The sequence below is a fragment of the Hwangdonia seohaensis genome (assembly GCF_031932625.1).
GTDB classification, from domain to species: domain Bacteria; phylum Bacteroidota; class Bacteroidia; order Flavobacteriales; family Flavobacteriaceae; genus Hwangdonia; species Hwangdonia seohaensis.
The window spans coordinates 536,010-552,706 of record NZ_JAVSCK010000002.1 but is presented as its reverse complement, the minus strand read 5'-3'; the positions used below and the strand labels follow the sequence as shown (position 1 = coordinate 552,706).

Here is a 16,697-nt window from a genome sequence, read left to right as displayed (position 1 = left end):
TCTCATATGAAATTAAGTATTGTTGTTCCTTTTTATAATGCGGAAGACCATTTAGAACGATGTTTGACTAGTTTAACAAATCAAAACCTACCCAAATCTGATTATGAAATAATACTTATAAATGATGGGTCTACTGACAATGGCATTGCTATAGCAGAACAATTCAAAAATAAACACGGTAACATTTCTGTCCATTGCCAAAAAAACAAAGGCCTGGGAGCTACTCGAAATATTGGCATGCACCTCGCAAAAGGCGATTACATCTATTTTATTGATGCCGATGATTACATAGCGTTTAACACCTTGGAAATACTTTTAGAATATCTACTAAAAATCGACTTAGATATAATTGGGTTTTCAACCCTCCCTACTGATAAGGTGGATTTGTTTTCATACCAGCTGAAACCTATTGGGAATATTGAGGTAATTACCGGAAATGAATTTTTGGCAAAAAATAAAAACAACCGATTAGAGGCATGGTGGTACATATTAAAGCGTGAGTTTTTATTAAAAACAAATCTAAAATTTGAAGAAGGTAAATTTATGGAAGATGCCATTTTTACCATTAAAATTTTTTTAGAAGCAAACCGTACCATGTTTTTACCAATAGCAATTCATCGATATGTTAAATCTCCTAATTCCATAATGAACAACGAGGACCAAACACACATAAAAAAAGTTGTTGCAGATTATGTTAGTTTAGCTTACCGTTTTGATACACTTATAAACGAAATTGCAAAAAAGGAAATAAAAGATGCTGATGCGATTATTAAAAATATAAAATTTAAAAGCACTGTTAGTATTTATTTTATGTTCTTTAAACTAATTAGGCTAAAAATTTCAATACCAAAAATTCATGAAATCCTAAGAGATTTAGAGAAAATAAACGTTTATCCTTTAACAAACTTTATAGGCGACGTATACAATCATCGAAAAATCAAAATAACAGCTTTTGTATTTAACCATAAGTATCTGTTCTATTTATTTTTGTACCCATTGAGAGCAATGCATAAGCTAAAATTGATAAAGCTTTATTAATGTGGTTAATCATTCAATTAATTGTTAATAATTTTAGTTAAAAACGAGTTCGAAAATGAAGCAAGCCATTTTAATCGCTGCCTATAAAAATTTTGATCACTTACTCGAGATAATAAATTTCTTTAATGATGACGTTTTTGAAATATACTTGCATATCGACAAGAAAACAAAATTACCTAAAAGTTTTGTTAGAAAATTAAATGCGGCTGGTAATTTAAAATTATTATCCCGCAAATACACTGTAAATTGGGGAGGCACGAATCAATTAAATTGTTATTTGTTATTAGCTGAAGAAGCTATTAAGACTAAAGAAAATGTTTATTTTCATTTAATAAGCGGACAAGATTATCCTGTTAAAAGTATTACTGAATTTAAAAAATTATTTGATAACCCTATAAAACATGATTATTTAGAAAACTTTGAATTGCCAAGGGAAAAATGGAAAAACGAAAATGGAGGTTTTGATAGGTTTTTGTATTATTATTTTTTTGATATTTCTTTTGCACATAAGTTTAAGAAAGAGATCTTGTTTTTAGTCAAAATTCAAAAAAAACTTTCAATAAAAAGGTCTTTTCCAAGTAAAATTAAAAAATATTATGGCGGCTCAAGTTGGTGGAGCCTATCTAGAGACACACTTCAATATGTAATTGGTTATACCAAAGAAAATCCGTATTTATTAAAAAGAATGAAATATACTTTAGCCTCGGATGAAATCTATTTTCAAACAGTAATAATGAATTCGGCGTATGCTAAAAATGTAATTAACGATAATTTAAGGTATATTGATTGGAGTCCTGAAAGAATAGGTAAGTACAATCCATCACCTGCACTTTTGGACCTAAGTGATTTTGAGAAAATAAAGAATTCAAATAAATTATTTGCAAGAAAATTTGATGTTCCTTTTTCAGATGATTTAAAACTTGCTATTTTAAACTCCAGAAAAGTGGGTGATTAAAAAATACAATTATATATATTCAAATATAAAAGCATTCACCCAAAACGGTTCTGCTATAATTTATAAGTAGTTTGAAAAATAAATGCTGGCTCAATAAGGATGCAGTGGGTTTTAAACAGGCCTTATGGGGTTTGGTTAGCACAGAAAAATATTAAATCAGTACCCAAAGAAATGTTTTACGCGAAACAGTTTTAGGCAGATAAATTTTATATTTTATTTTAATTAGTAATAACTATGTTTGTAGTATCTACGGGAAATCATAAAAAGCCAAATCGCCTTGTTTAGAAATATGAAGTTAAGTATTCTTATTCCCATGTACAATGTAGAAAGCTACATTGAAAAATGTCTTAGCAGTTTGTTGGCTCAACGTATAAGCACTCGGGATTATGAAATTATTGTTGTTAACGATGGCTCTACAGATAAAAGCTTGCAAATAGCAGAAACATTCTCGAAAAACCATAGCAATATCTTTATCTATTCCCAAGAAAATAGGGGAGCTGTGTTTACAAGAAATAAAATGCTGAAATTAGCTAAAGGAGAATATATCTATTTTGTTGATGCTGATGATTATGTAGCTAATAATTCATTAAACACGGTACTTGATTTTGCTGTTTCAAATCAATTGGATCTTGTCGGGTTTGATACATTGATTACCCGAAGTAGAGAAGTAAACACATTAGATAGCACATTAGAGGACTCAGAGTTATCAAAAATAGTAACAGGCACCGAATTTCTACGTGACAATAAAAATCTTAGAATTGAAATTTGGTGGTATTTTATCAAAAAAGATTTTTTAAACAAGCACCAAGTAACTTTTGATAGAACTGATTACGATGGCGATGTGGTGTTTACACTCAAATTATTTTTAGAAGCTAAAAAAGTAGCCTATTTCCCTGTTAAGATTTATAGGTATTTTCAATCGTCAGAATCAACCGTTAGAAGTGGGAGCGATAAAGCAAAAAAACGAATTATAGATTATTTTGTAGCTTTAATTGATGACTTTAGCAGACTTATTGACGAAGTAAAAGAAAAAGAAATCGAACACAAAAAAACAATAATCAACAATTTTAATTTTAGAAGGGATGTATTTGTTTTTTTTACAATTACAAAAATGGTTAAGGGCAACCTAAACTTTAAGGAAATTAAGCATAATTTAATAAAGTGTGAAGCTGTTGGCGCTTACCCCATAAAGCATTTTAACGCCGAAGAGTTTAGCGCATTACATTATAAAGTACTAAAAAGCTTGCTCAATAATAAATGGACACTGTATTTTGTTCTTAAAGCTTATCATTCTAAGTCTAGAAAATATATTTTAAACTCTAAGAATATCTTAGGAAAAAACACGCGCTTTTAAGGTTGAGATTGAAGTGTTGTAAAAACCAACACTTTACTTAAACATATCCATCCCCGGAATATTCGGCATACCTTCCTTGGCAACGGCAGCCAATTCCGCTTCATTAACATTGGTGGCTTTTTCAATAGCTTTATTTAAGGTTAAAACCAGGTAATCTTCAAGTTGTTCTTTGTCTGCAAGTAGTTCATCAGCAATGTCAACAGACTTAATGGTTCGGCTTGCCGTTAAAGTTATGCTCAACAATCCGTCGCTGCTTTTTTCGTCTATTAAAACCGTATCCAAGCGCTTTTTTGTTTCTTCAACTTTTTTCTGGGTTTCTTTAAGTTTCCCCATCATATTCATCATATCTCCAAACATAATTTTAAATTTTTGTTTTACAATACAAAACTATTTAATTTTTCTATTTTTCTTCTGTAAAATTAAATTTTGTATCAAAAAAACCCAAAATTTAATTTCACTTCAGTAACCACTATGTTAGTTCATAATTTTATTCATTTAGTTTTTTGTCAATTTCTAAATGAAAAAAAATCATGTACTTTTGAGGCCTTAATTCAAGAATAAAAACAGCTTCATTTGAAAAATACAATTCAGCCACCAATAGCTAAAAAAATACCGAAAGCATTACAGGTTCATAACGATACCCGAATCGATAATTATTATTGGTTGAACGATAAGGAAAACCCCGAAACCATAGCGTATTTAAATGCAGAAAACGCATACACAAAACAGATGATGCAGCATACGGAAGGTTTTCAAAAGGATTTATTTAAAGAAATGAAGGCGCGCATTAAAGAAGACGATACCAGCGCACCTTACAAGCTTAATGGCTATTGGTACATTACGCGTTTTGAAAAAGGCAGCGATTACCCCATTTACGCCAGAAAAAAGGAAAGTTTAGAAGCCGAAGAGGAAATTTTATTCGACTGCAACCGCATGGCCCAAGGTTTAGCCTATTTTAATTTAGGAAGCATTGCCATTAGCCCAAATAATAAATTGGCAGCGTTTTCAACCGATACGGTAAGCAGACGCCAATACACCATTCAAATTAAAAATCTGGAAACGGGCGAGGTTTACGCCGATAAAATTTTAAATACCACGGGAAGCGTAACTTGGGCAAACGATAACAAAACCTTGTTTTATGCCATGAAAGACGAGGTTACACTGCGCTCTTTTAAAATTTTTAAACATAAACTGCACACCGAAACAAACAAGGATATCGAGGTTTTCCATGAAACTGACGACACCTTCAACACCTTTGTTTATAAATCGAAATCCAGAAAATACATCATTATTGGGTCTTCGAGTACGTTGAGTTCGGAATACCGCATTTTAAATGCCGATACGCCTGACGGTGATTTCAAAATATTTCAAAAAAGAATTACGGATTTAGAATATAACATTGCACACTTTAACGATGCCTTTTATATCATTTCAAACATTGATAAAGCCACTAATTTCAAGCTTTCAAAGACAAGTTCAACCACCACGGAAAAAGAATTTTGGGAAGATGTTATACCGCACAGAAAAAACGTTTTAATTGAAGATATTGAAATTTTTAAAAACTTTTTAGTGGTTAACGAACGCGAAAACGGACTCAATAAACTTCGTATTATTAAATGGGATGGGAGTGAAGATTATTATTTGCCGTTCAATTCAGAAACCTACACCACTTATATTGGCACCAACCCGGATTTTAACAGCGATACTCTGCGTTACGGATATAGTGGACTAACGCATCCGAATGCTATTATTGATTATAATCTAAAAACCAAACAAAGCGAAATAAAAAAAGAACAAGCTGTTTTGGGTGGTAATTTTAAAAAAGAAAATTACAAATCCCAGCGCCTTTGGGCAACGGCAAGAGATGGTGTAAAAATACCCATATCGTTGGTTTATAAAAAAGGGGTAAAGTTAAACGGTAAAAACCCGTTATTGCAATACGCTTATGGCTCTTACGGTTCTACAATCGACCCTTCTTTTTCAACGATACGCTTGAGTTTATTGGATCGCGGATTTATTTACGCCATAACGCACATCCGCGGTGGAGAGTATTTGGGAAGGGATTGGTACGAAAACGGGAAACTGTTGACCAAAAAAAACACATTCACAGATTTTATCGATTGCTCTAAATATTTAATCGAGCAAAAATATACTTCCAGCAAACACCTTTACGCTTACGGTGGTTCGGCAGGTGGTTTGTTGATGGGCGCTATAATAAACATGAACCCAGAATTGTACAACGGTATTTTAGCAGCGGTTCCGTTTGTTGACGTCGTTACTACCATGCTCGATGATACCATTCCGTTAACCACCGGAGAATACGATGAATGGGGAAACCCAAATGAAAAAGAATTTTATAATTACATGAAATCCTATTCGCCTTATGATAACGTAGAGGCCAAACACTATCCGAACATGTTGGTAACAACAGGTTTGCACGATTCGCAGGTGCAATATTGGGAACCCGCAAAATGGGTCGCGAAATTAAGGGAATTAAAAAAAGACCATAACAAATTATTATTGCACACCGATATGGATTCTGGCCATGGTGGTGCTTCGGGGCGCTTTGAAAGCCTAAAGGAAGTAGCCTTAGAGTATGCTTTTATTTTAGATTTAGAAGGAATTAGTGCATAACAAAAAAATTGCTTATTTTTGCCAAGTTTTAAGTTACAAATATTTTTAGTAATATTGAGTAGCTTTTAAAAAGCATTTATGAAACAAAACAATCAGGTTTTTGATAATGTATTAGACTTAATAGGCAACACACCGCTTATTAGACTTAATAAAATCACATCAAAATTTAAAGGCAACTTTTTTGCTAAAGTAGAAGCTTTTAATCCAGGTCATTCTTCAAAGGATAGAATAGCATTACACATTATAGAAGAAGCAGAACGAAAAGGAATTCTTAACCCAGGTGATACCATCATTGAAACTACTTCGGGCAATACAGGTTTTAGTATCGCCATGGTTAGTATCATTAAGGGCTACGATTGTGTTTTGGCAGTAAGTTCTAAATCGTCGGCAGATAAAATAGACATGCTCAAAACCATGGGCGCCAAGGTTTATGTTTGTCCCGCGCACGTTAGCGCAGACGATCCAAGATCGTATTACCAAGTCGCTAAACGTTTGCACGAAGAAATTAAAGGTTCGGTTTATATCAATCAGTATTTCAATGAATTGAATATTGATGCACACTACCTTTCTACCGGTCCGGAAATTTGGAATCAAACCGAAGGCAAAATCACACACTTGGTGGCGTGTAGTGGTACTGGTGGAACCATTTCCGGAACAGCTAAGTATTTAAAGGCGCAAAACCCAAACATTAAAGTTATAGGTGTTGATGCTTTTGGATCCGTGCTTAAAAAATACCACGAAACCAGAGAGTTCGACGAAAAAGAAATTTATCCGTACAGAATTGAAGGTTTGGGCAAAAATTTAATTCCAACCGCAACAGATTTCGATACCATTGATGAGTTTGTTAAAGTAACCGATGAAGAAAGTGCGCACACTGCAAGATTAATTGCAAAAACCGAAGGGTTGTTTGTGGGCTATACTTCTGGAGCTGCCATGCAAGCGGTTGCTCAATTGGATGAAATTGGCGAATTTAATGAAAACGACAATGTTGTTATTATATTTCCAGATCACGGATCGCGCTATATGAGTAAGGTTTACAGTGATAAATGGATGAACGAACAAGGCTTTTTTGATAGTGTTAACCACGAAACGGAAAAAACGGTTCAATACATAAAATAATGAACATAAAATATATACTAAAAAGAGCTTTATTTTTAAAATAAGGCTCTTTTTTTGGTTTAATATCAATCAAGAAATGATATAATGAATAATTGAACCTTAAAAATTATGTTCAAACAATTTAAATATTTAATTTTGCAGCAACTAACTAAAGAACTAAAAGCGTACATCTGCACAATTAAAGTGTTACACATGTTTGTTTTTTCATAGCAAAAAAGATTTATAATAAATGAAAGATTTATTCGAAAAGATTTACAAGGATAAAGGTCCGTTAGGTAAATGGGCATCTCAAGCTGAAGGGTATTTTGTATTTCCAAAATTAGAAGGAGAGATTTCAAATCGCATGAAGTTCCAGGGGAAAGATGTCATCACTTGGAGTATCAACGATTATTTAGGCTTGGCAAACCACCCCGAAGTTCGAAAAGTGGATGCACAAGCAGCAGCAGATTACGGTTCGGCTTATCCTATGGGAGCAAGAATGATGTCTGGTCACACAGATTTGCACGAAAAACTTCAAGATGAATTGGCTGAATTCGTTAATAAAGAAGCGGCTTATCTTTTAAATTTTGGTTATCAAGGCATGGTATCTACCATTGATGCTTTAGTTGCTAAAGATGATATTATAGTTTACGATGTCGATGCACACGCCTGTATTATTGATGGGGTACGTTTACACATGGGTAAACGTTTTACATATAAGCATAACGATGTTGAAAGTTTAGAAAAAAACTTAGAGCGCGCTACCAAAATGGCCGAACAAACCGGTGGCGGTATTTTGGTTATTTCCGAAGGAGTATTTGGAATGCGCGGGGAACAAGGGCGTTTAAAAGAGATAGTAGCACTTAAAAAGAAATATAACTTCAGGTTTTTTGTTGATGATGCCCATGGTTTCGGGACATTAGGAAAAACAGGCGCCGGAGCAGGAGAGGAGCAAGGCGTTCAAGACGGGATTGACGTGTATTTTGCAACATTCGCAAAATCTATGGCGAGTACGGGCGCTTTTATTGCCGCCGACCAAGAAATTATTGATTATTTAAAATACAATTTGCGCTCTCAAATGTTTGCTAAATCACTTCAAATGCAGTTAGTGGTTGGGGCATTAAAACGTTTGGAAATGCTAAAAACAATGCCAGAGTTAAAACAGGATTTATGGACTATTGTTAACGCCTTACAATCTGGATTAAAAGCACGTGGTTTCGATATTGGTACAACTCAAAGTTGCGTTACCCCAGTGTATTTAAAAGGTAGTATTCCAGAGGCTATGGCGTTGGTTAGAGACTTGCGTGAAAATTACGGAATATTCTGTTCTATAGTGGTTTACCCGGTGATACCTAAAGGATTGATTTTACTTAGAATGATTCCTACGGCAACACATACTTTAAAAGATGTTGAAGAAACCTTAGATGCTTTTGATGCGATTAGAGACCGATTGGAAAACGGAACGTACAAGCGTTTATCGGCAGCGGTAATGGCGGCCATGGGCGAGTAATTACAACGTATTTAGGATATAAAAAAATCCGATTCATTAAAATGAATCGGATTTTTCTTTTAACGTAGAATCGTCTGTTTTTTTTTGTGCTTAAAAGCGATACTTTTCAAAGAATATCTTTTCTAAAAGTACATCGTCTTTTATGGGTTACGGGCTTAAAGTTTTTCCAAAGTTTATGGATAGCTTCATTGTCATCCAATTCAGGTCCTCTAACGCATAACTCAATACCTTTCTCCTTAAAGGTTTTATAAAATTCTTCAAAAATAATAGCCGTAATACCTTTGTTTTGATATTCTGGTAAAACCCCGATTAAATAAAAAGTTACGGTTTTAGCATGCTTTTTAGCGTGTAATAAGTGCTTTATTCCAAAAGGGAATAATTTACCCTTCATTTTTTGTAAAGCTTCAGCGTACGAGGGCGTTACAATGCCAAAACCAATCAATTTGTCATCTTTATCCAAGACAAACTTCACGTATTCCGGATTTAAAAAACCAATAAACTTCTTTTTAAAATACGCTTTTTGCTCGTCGTTTATTTCTACAAAAGAAGAAAGTGTTGCGTGCGATTTCGAGAAAACCTCAAACATTTCATCGGTATAAGGCATAATATCCTTATTCTTTGTAAAATTCAAAGCCTTTAATTTGTAGCGTCTTTTTATTAAATCTTGGATTTTCGAGAAATACTCAGGAAGAATATTTTTAAACTCCATTTTGTTCTCAGAATAGGTTTTGGCAACTGTATACCCTAGTTTTTCAAAATGTGTCGCATAATACGGATGGTTGTGCCATGTAATCATGCTGCCTATTTCATCAAAGCCATGCGTTAGCACGCCAACCTTATCCAAATTGGAAAACCCTACAGGGCCTTCGATAAATTCTAAATTATTGGCCTTTCCAATTTCATTGACTTTTTCCAACAGTTTTTTAGTCACCTCAATATCGTCAATAACATCAAACCACCCAAAGCGCATTTTCTTTTGGTTTTGTTTATTGACCTCTATCCAGTTGATGATACAAGCAATTCTGCCAACAATCTCATGGTCTTTATAAGCTAAAAAAAAGCGCGCATCGGCATCGTTAAATGCTGGATTTACATTTTTATTTAATGTTCTTACTTCTTCTGAAATGATAGGAGGTACCCAGTATTTCGAGTCTTTATAAAGCTTAAAAGGAAACTTTACGAAAGTTTTTAGGCCTTTTTTGGTGGTTACTTCTTTAAGTGTAATCATATATTATTAACGAAAAATCTTGACTGTTTTAATTATCAAAATCGGTATCTCTTCTTTTTTGCTTTTTCTTTGATTCTGCAGCGTCTTTATTTTTGACTTTTTTGTTTCTTCTTGATTTTCTTTCTAATTCATCTTCGGCGGAATTGCCGTTGTCAATTTCTTTGTCCTTATGAAAATCCAATCGGTACGACGCCCCTAAGTTAACGCTAAAAACAGAAGGTGTGTCTTTGGTGTTAAAGGTAAGGGCAGTGTCCAGCTGAAAGTCCTTCCCCCATAAATAAGCGCCCCCAAATCTAAACAAATTATCGGCATAAAAATCACTTTTAATACCTTGTGCCTCTCCAAATATTACCCATTTTGGGCTAAAGGAATGCGTTAGGGTTAGTATGTATTGAAAATCGGACTGGTCTGTGCCAATTCTATCTTTAATTAAATTAATTACCATAACCCAACCGCCGGCAAAATTATTTTGGGTGGCCACCATAACTTTAGGGCTAAAACCTTCAATTCCGGGGGCTGTGTATGGGTTTTGCTTGGTGTGGTAATTTGCGCCCAAATAAACTGAAACAGCCGGAATTAACGAGCTCCACTTAAAACGATTATTTGCTTTCCAACTATATAAATTAGGCTTGTCGTTCTCGGAATTTTTATAAGGGTCATAAATCAAATATTTTGCACCAACACTTACAAATTTAAAATTTGAACGCGCATCTTCAGCGGCTAAATTAGAGGTGTATGTTTTGGTGTCGTTTTGATACGTACCTTCAATATTTAATTCCAGTTCTTCCCAAAGTAAGCCGTATCGTGCTGCAAAATCCACTCCAAAACCAGAAACTTCAAAAGCCATAGCGGGCGTTCTTTTTTCTTTTATGATATATGGGCCAACTTCAAATTGCGCAACGTTTGTTCCCACAGAAAATGCACTACGTGAAACACCTGGTCGGTTGGAGTTAATAACATCTGTATATTGACTAAAAGCCTGTGTGCTAACTAAGCTTAGTAGTAAAATTAAGGTAGATTTGATTGGGTTCATAATGAATGTTTTGTAAAATATCTATAATTTATAGTTATGTAATACTTTCACTAATTATTATATAGGATGCTCAAATATAGATATTTTATACTTTTTTTATCATTTTTAAGGGTTTTTTAAATGTTTAGAATCGTATTTTTGTATAAATTTTTAAAAAAAGTCTATAATGGGTTTATTAAGAACCATACTTATTATTGTGTTGGTATATTATGGCATTAAAGTGCTTTCTAGAATATTTGCACCTTTTTTGATTAAATATGCTGCTAAAAAAGCCGAAAAACAATTTGGTGAACAATTTGGGCAATTCAGAGGAAAACAAGAACAAGAAAAGCCAATACGCGAAGGCGAAGTGACTATTGATAAAATGCCAAACACTAAAGCATCAAATAAAAAAGTGGGCGATTATGTGGATTTTGAAGAAATAGAATAATCTTCTTTTGCCATTTTCGTACAACCCGAAATCTTAACAATTAAATTTTGATTCTTTTAGGTTAAGTATATCTCGAAAATAATAGTTAATTTCACAACCATTGATTTTAACACATTTTCATGCAATTTTCATTTAAAAAAACACTTCCGCACTTACTTGTTTTAGTAGGTTTTGTAATACTTTCTTTAGCTTATTTTAGCCCTGTTTTAAAAGGGAAACAGATTTTTCAAAGCGATATCGTGCAATATATTGGCATGAGCAAGCAGCAAAAAGATTTTCGTGCTGAAACCGGAGAGGAAACCTATTGGACAAATAGTGCATTCAGTGGGATGCCAACTTATCAATTGGGTGCGAAGTATCCGCATAATTATATTAAAAAATTAGATTTGGCCTTGCGGTTTTTACCCCGACCGGCCGACTATTTATTTCTGTATTTGCTGAGTTTTTATGTGCTTTTACTCGTTTTAAAAGTCGATTTTAAACTCGCCGCCATTGGTGCTTTGGCCTTTGGGTTTTCAACGTATTTAATCATTATTCTTGGGGTTGGACATAATAGTAAAGCACACGCCATTGCTTACATGCCGTTGGTTTTAAGCGGCATTCTACTCACGTTCCAACGAAAATACATAGCTGGTTTTTTACTCACCGTTGTCGCTATGGGTTTGGAAATTGTGGCAAACCATTTTCAAATGACCTATTATTTAATGCTATTGGTTATCGTATTGGGAATCGCTTATTTAATCGATGCTTATAAAAAGAAGATATTGCCGCATTACTTTAAATCTGTCGGTATTTTATTTGCTGCGGTTTTTTTGTCGATTGCATTAAATGCGACCGGGATTCTGGCCACAAAAGAATATGTAAAAGAAAGTACACGTGGTAAAAGCGAATTAACTATAAATCCCGATGGTTCGCCAAAAGAAGTCACTTCAGGTTTGGATAGAGATTATATTACCCAGTTTAGTTACGGGATTTTAGAAACGTTTAATCTTTACATTCCGCGTTTTATGGGTGGCGGAAACGGGGAGAACCTCGGGAAAGACTCCGCTACTTACGAGGCTTACAGGAAATTAGGCGCATCGCCAACACAGGCTTTACAAGAATCGAAGCGCGCGCCCATGTATTGGGGCGACCAACCCATTGTTGAGGCTCCGGCTTACATAGGTGCCGTTGTTTTGTTTTTGTTTGTATTTGCCTTATTTCTGGTAAAAGGCCGCTTAAAATGGTGGCTCGTTGGCGGTACCATACTATCGCTATTGTTATCCTATGGAAAGAATTTAGGGTTTTTAACGGACTTTTTTATTGATTACGTGCCGCTTTACAACAAATTTAGAGCCGTAAGTTCCATTCAAGTTATTTTAGAATTGTGCATTCCGGTTTTAGCGATTTTCGGATTGGTTAAATTATTTAACGATTTTGAAAAGAAAGAAGAGAAACTAAAAGCTTTAAAGTTTTCGGCAATGATAACCGGTGGGATTGCCATTTTGTTTCTGTTGTTTAAAACATCCTTCGATTTTGCTGGCGTAAACGATGGGTTTTACCGCCAAAATTACGGTCAGGCATTTATTGATGCGATCAAATCCGATAGAAAGGCGATTTTCACCCAAGATACCATGAGAACGTTGATTTTGGTACTGTTATCTGCTGGTGTTATTTGGGCTTTTTTGAAAGACAAGCTAAAGGAAAAATGGGCTATGGTGGCGTTTGCTGCACTTATTCTTTTTGATTTAGTAGGTGTTGATAGGCGATATGTAAACAACGATAATTTTGTTTCGGCAATGCAGGTTAATCAACCTTTCACTAAAAACGAGGCCGATAAGGAAATACTAAAAGACACGACGCATTTTAGGGTGTTGGATTTGGTATCAGGACAATCAAAACCATCGTATTACCACAATTCATTAAGCGGTTATCACGCTGCAGGGTTGAAACGTTACAGAGAGGTTTCCGATTGGTATATTTCGCAAAACAATATCAATGTGCTGAATATGTTAAACACAAAGTACATTATTGTTCAAGACGATAACGGTAATCCTGTGCCTTACGCCAACGAAGAAGCCAATGGTAATGCGTGGTTTGTGAAAACATTAGAACGCGTTAATTCTGCAAATGAGGAAATCAACGCATTAGATAGTTTAGATAATAAGAATAAAGCAATTTACACTTATGTTAACAAGCCGAAAGATTTGTTGAAAGAAAGTAGAGCTTATAATTCCTTTGATGTTGATTCTCTAGCTTCAATTGTATTGATTGAAAACAAACCGAATTATCTAAAATACGAGTCAAACAATTCAAATGATGGGTTTGCAGTATTTTCCGAGGTGTACTACGGTAACGGTTGGAAAACATTTATTGATGGAAAGGAAGCGGCGCACATGCGTGTAAATTACACGTTGCGAGGCATGGAGATTCCAGCAGGCAAACACATAATTGAGTTTAGTTTCGATCCAGATGTTGTTAAAACAGGTAGTAAAATTGCATTGGCAAGTTCCGTCCTTTTTGGATTATTGCTTTTGGCTGGTTTGTTTTATGAATTTAAAAAGAAATAGTTTGTCATTCCTGCGAAGGCAGGAATCTTTAAAATTGAAACTAAATTAAAAATGGATTCCCTTCTTTAAGGGAATGACAAAGATGGCAAAAAGAAAAGTACTCATCATAACCTATTATTGGCCACCGGCAGGTGGTCCGGGTGTTCAGCGTTGGTTAAAGTTTGTTAAATATTTGCCAGAATTTCATGTGGAGCCTATTGTTTATATTCCGGAAAACCCAAATTATCCTTTGGTAGATGAAAGTTTAATTAATGAAGTTTCAGAAGACTTAACGATACTAAAACACCCCATAAAGGAACCTTATAAATTAGCTGGATTGTTTTCCAAAAAGGCATCAAAAACCATTAGCAAAGGCATTATTTCGGAGAAAAATAAGCAAAGTTTTATTGAAAGAGTGATGCTTTACATCCGTGGTAACTTTTTTATTCCAGATGCTCGTAAAAACTGGGTAAAGCCTTCAGTAGATTATCTTTCAAATTATATTTCAGAAAACAATATAAGTACCGTGATCACTACCGGTCCGCCACACAGCTTGCATCTTATTGGGTTGCAATTAAAAGAAAAACTAGGGGTGAAGTGGTTGGCAGATTTTAGAGACCCGTGGACTACGATTGGTTATCACAAACAACTAAAGCTGACTAAAAGCGCACAACAAAAACATAAAACGCTTGAAAAAAAAGTTCTTAATGCTGCCGATCAAATTATTGTGACCAGTTCGGTGACTAAAAAAGAATTTAAAAACCATACCACAAAGCCTGTCGAGGTGATTACAAATGGGTACGATTATGAGTCCATTGGAAAGGTTGAGTTGGATACTGTTTTTTCAATGGCGCATATTGGGTCGTTATTATCCAAAAGAAACCCCAAAGTTCTTTGGCAGGTTTTAAGCGATTTAATTAAAACGAATGATGGTTTTGCTAAAGATTTTCAACTTAATTTTGTTGGTGCAGTTAGCGAAGATGTGCTTCGTTCAATCGAAAATAATCATTTAAGTGATTATATAAATAATGTGGGTTATGTTTCACACAATGAATCGATTAAATTTCAAAAAAGATCACAAGTATTGTTGTTGATTGAGATTGATTCAGAAGACACTAAATCAATTATTCCTGGTAAATTATTTGAATATATGGTTTCAAACCGACCTATTTTAGCCTTGGGACCAAACGGGTCGGATGTCGAAAAAATCATAAAAGAAACCAATACCGGCAACTACTTTTATTACGATGATTATGAATCGTTAAAAACAACTATATTAACACATTATAAAGCCTATAAAAACAACGCATTACAGTCGCATGCCATTAGCTTGCAAAAATATAGCAGAAAATCGTTAACCGCATCTTTATCTAAATTATTATAATGGGCATTGTTGCAACGCAATCTTTTAAAAACATCATATCCACGTATTTGGGTTTTTTTGTTGGTGCAATAAATACCTTGTTTCTGTACACCGAGTTTTTAAGCGACGAATACTATGGTATGGTAGGCTACATGCTGTCTTTGGCCTATGTTATTATGCCGTTAATGGCCTTTGGCGTGCACAACACTTTGGTGAAATTTTATACCTCATTTAAAACACGCGTGTCGTTAAATAGCTTTTTGACTTTAATGTTGTTTTTGCCTTTGTTGATTATTTTTCCGCTCATTATCATTACACATTTTAGTTACGACATGATTGGGGGATTTTTATCGACTGAAAACCCCATCATAGAAAATTATTTGTGGCATACGGTATTTATCGCCATTTCTTTAGCGTATTTTGAAGTGTTTTTTGCGTGGACCAAAGTGCAAATGCAAACCGTGTTTGGTAATTTTATGAAAGAAGTGTTCCATCGTGTTGGTACTATGATTTTACTATTCTGTTTGTATTTTAACGTGGTTGATGTAGAGCAGTTTATGGTGGGATTGGTAGTTGTTTATGTATTGCGAATGCTTGTGATGAAGTTGTACGCATTCAGTATTAAGCTCCCTGTTATCATCTTTAAAAAAGTTGCTAATTTAAGCCCTATTTTAAAATATTCGTTTTTAATCATTATTGCGGGTTCCATCGCTACGATTCTGTTGGATATTGATAAAGTAATGTTGGGGCATTATATTCCAATCGAGCAAATTGCATATTACAACGTGGCTATTTTTATTGCCGCCGTTATTGCGGTGCCGCAACGCTCAATGCATCAAATATTGTTGCCATTATCGGCCAAATATTTAAACGAAAGGGATTTTGATTCCTTAAAGGATTTATACAAACGAAGTTCGCTAAACCTGTTTATTGTTAGCGGATTTATCTTTTTGTTAATTGTGCTCAATATCAATCAGCTTTACAACATCATTCCAGAAGAATTCAACAATGGATTATTTGTGGTTTTTATAATCAGCGTTTCTAAATTATATGACGCCATTTTAGGAAGCAATAATGCTATTTTGTTCAATAGCGATTATTACAGAATGGTGTTGTTTTTCGGGGTGATCTTGGTGATTGTAATGATTCTTTTGAACATCCTTTTTATTCCGCTTTACGGTATTAATGGCGCCGCATTAGCTACCTTTTTAGCTGTATTTTTATATAACACCATTAAGCTGTTTTTTGTTTACAGAAAATTTAAAATGCTGCCTTTTAGTGCAAATACTTTAAAAATAGGAATGTGTATTCTTATTGGGGTATTACTGTTTTATTTCTGGGATTTTTCTTTTCACCCAATCCTTAACATCGTTTTAAAGACGGCAGTTATCACCGTTTTATACGGTCTCGTTATTTATCTGTTTAAGTTTTCGGAAAACATCACTGAGCTTATTGATAAAGTAATACAACGTAAATAAATTCAGCACAGGCAAGCTCAGGTTGACGTAAATTTTGCCATTTAGATA

General features: G+C 34.3%; 13 protein-coding genes. 10 read left to right on the top strand and 3 right to left on the bottom strand.

Annotated elements, in window-relative coordinates:
- The first annotated feature begins 6 nt into the window (after positions 1 to 6).
- From RNZ47_RS07655 to RNZ47_RS07645, 3 genes are all read left to right on the top strand, one after another.
- Positions 7 to 1,038 (top strand): glycosyltransferase, encoded by a 1,032-nt coding sequence (locus RNZ47_RS07655; RefSeq protein ID WP_311938500.1) that lies wholly within the window; start codon positions 7 to 9, stop codon positions 1,036 to 1,038.
- A gap of 55 nt (positions 1,039 to 1,093) precedes the next feature.
- Positions 1,094 to 1,993 carry a beta-1,6-N-acetylglucosaminyltransferase gene (locus RNZ47_RS07650; protein WP_311938498.1) on the top strand — a complete coding sequence of 300 codons (900 nt, stop codon included), beginning with the start codon at positions 1,094 to 1,096 and terminating at the stop codon, positions 1,991 to 1,993.
- 289 nt (positions 1,994 to 2,282) lie between these two features.
- Positions 2,283 to 3,347, top strand: a complete 1,065-nt coding sequence (locus tag RNZ47_RS07645) for a glycosyltransferase (RefSeq protein WP_311938496.1) — start codon at positions 2,283 to 2,285, stop codon at positions 3,345 to 3,347.
- A gap of 33 nt (positions 3,348 to 3,380) precedes the next feature.
- On the opposite strand, the gene RNZ47_RS07640 is transcribed toward RNZ47_RS07645, so the two are convergent.
- A complete protein-coding gene (locus tag RNZ47_RS07640) occupies positions 3,381 to 3,704 on the bottom strand; it encodes a YbaB/EbfC family nucleoid-associated protein (RefSeq protein ID WP_311938493.1) in 324 nt (107 codons plus the stop codon).
- A gap of 216 nt (positions 3,705 to 3,920) precedes the next feature.
- Between RNZ47_RS07640 and RNZ47_RS07635 the strand changes: the two genes are divergently transcribed.
- The 3 genes from RNZ47_RS07635 (at position 3,921) to capB (ending at position 8,589) form a co-directional block, all read left to right on the top strand.
- On the top strand, positions 3,921 to 5,981 hold the full coding sequence (locus RNZ47_RS07635; RefSeq protein WP_311938491.1) for a S9 family peptidase: 2,061 nt from the start codon (positions 3,921 to 3,923) through the stop codon (positions 5,979 to 5,981).
- Positions 5,982 to 6,059: 78 nt separating this feature from the next.
- Entirely contained in the window at positions 6,060 to 7,100 is a 1,041-nt protein-coding gene (capA, locus tag RNZ47_RS07630) for a cysteate synthase (protein ID WP_311938489.1), read from the top strand.
- A 229-nt stretch (positions 7,101 to 7,329) separates the two neighbouring features.
- Positions 7,330 to 8,589, top strand: coding sequence for a cysteate-C-fatty acyltransferase (capB, locus tag RNZ47_RS07625; protein WP_311938487.1), 1,260 nt, complete (start codon positions 7,330 to 7,332; stop codon positions 8,587 to 8,589).
- A 106-nt stretch (positions 8,590 to 8,695) separates the two neighbouring features.
- On the opposite strand, the gene RNZ47_RS07620 is transcribed toward capB, so the two are convergent.
- Complete coding sequence (locus tag RNZ47_RS07620; protein ID WP_311938485.1) at positions 8,696 to 9,817, bottom strand: GNAT family N-acetyltransferase; 1,122 nt, start codon at positions 9,815 to 9,817, stop codon at positions 8,696 to 8,698.
- Positions 9,818 to 9,845: 28 nt separating this feature from the next.
- Complete coding sequence (locus RNZ47_RS07615) at positions 9,846 to 10,850, bottom strand: transporter (RefSeq protein WP_311938483.1); 1,005 nt, start codon at positions 10,848 to 10,850, stop codon at positions 9,846 to 9,848.
- Between the two features lie 166 nt (positions 10,851 to 11,016).
- Between RNZ47_RS07615 and RNZ47_RS07610 the strand changes: the two genes are divergently transcribed.
- From RNZ47_RS07610 to RNZ47_RS07595, 4 genes are all read left to right on the top strand, one after another.
- Entirely contained in the window at positions 11,017 to 11,280 is a 264-nt protein-coding gene (locus tag RNZ47_RS07610) for a DUF4834 family protein (protein ID WP_311938481.1), read from the top strand.
- A gap of 119 nt (positions 11,281 to 11,399) precedes the next feature.
- Entirely contained in the window at positions 11,400 to 13,829 is a 2,430-nt protein-coding gene (locus RNZ47_RS07605) for a YfhO family protein (protein ID WP_311938480.1), read from the top strand.
- Between the two features lie 82 nt (positions 13,830 to 13,911).
- Entirely contained in the window at positions 13,912 to 15,192 is a 1,281-nt protein-coding gene (locus tag RNZ47_RS07600; protein WP_311938479.1) for a glycosyltransferase, read from the top strand.
- On the top strand, positions 15,192 to 16,649 hold the full coding sequence (locus RNZ47_RS07595; protein ID WP_311938478.1) for an oligosaccharide flippase family protein: 1,458 nt from the start codon (positions 15,192 to 15,194) through the stop codon (positions 16,647 to 16,649). Before RNZ47_RS07600 ends, RNZ47_RS07595 begins: the two co-directional genes overlap by 1 nt.
- Positions 16,650 to 16,697: the final 48 nt, after the last annotated feature.

Bases quoted from the DNA above. Each gene is read 5' to 3' on its own strand.
- RNZ47_RS07655 (WP_311938500.1), top strand. From the start codon at position 7: ATGAAATTAAGTATTGTTGTTCCTTTTTATAATGCGGAAGACCATTTA.
- RNZ47_RS07650 (WP_311938498.1), top strand. From the start codon at position 1,094: ATGAAGCAAGCCATTTTAATCGCTGCCTATAAAAATTTTGATCACTTA.
- RNZ47_RS07645 (WP_311938496.1), top strand. From the start codon at position 2,283: ATGAAGTTAAGTATTCTTATTCCCATGTACAATGTAGAAAGCTACATT.
- RNZ47_RS07640 (WP_311938493.1), bottom strand. From the start codon at position 3,704: ATGTTTGGAGATATGATGAATATGATGGGGAAACTTAAAGAAACCCAG.
- capA (WP_311938489.1), top strand. From the start codon at position 6,060: ATGAAACAAAACAATCAGGTTTTTGATAATGTATTAGACTTAATAGGC.
- capB (WP_311938487.1), top strand. From the start codon at position 7,330: ATGAAAGATTTATTCGAAAAGATTTACAAGGATAAAGGTCCGTTAGGT.
- RNZ47_RS07620 (WP_311938485.1), bottom strand. From the start codon at position 9,817: ATGATTACACTTAAAGAAGTAACCACCAAAAAAGGCCTAAAAACTTTC.
- RNZ47_RS07615 (WP_311938483.1), bottom strand. From the start codon at position 10,850: ATGAACCCAATCAAATCTACCTTAATTTTACTACTAAGCTTAGTTAGC.
- RNZ47_RS07610 (WP_311938481.1), top strand. From the start codon at position 11,017: ATGGGTTTATTAAGAACCATACTTATTATTGTGTTGGTATATTATGGC.
- RNZ47_RS07605 (WP_311938480.1), top strand. From the start codon at position 11,400: ATGCAATTTTCATTTAAAAAAACACTTCCGCACTTACTTGTTTTAGTA.
- RNZ47_RS07600 (WP_311938479.1), top strand. From the start codon at position 13,912: ATGGCAAAAAGAAAAGTACTCATCATAACCTATTATTGGCCACCGGCA.
- RNZ47_RS07595 (WP_311938478.1), top strand. From the start codon at position 15,192: ATGGGCATTGTTGCAACGCAATCTTTTAAAAACATCATATCCACGTAT.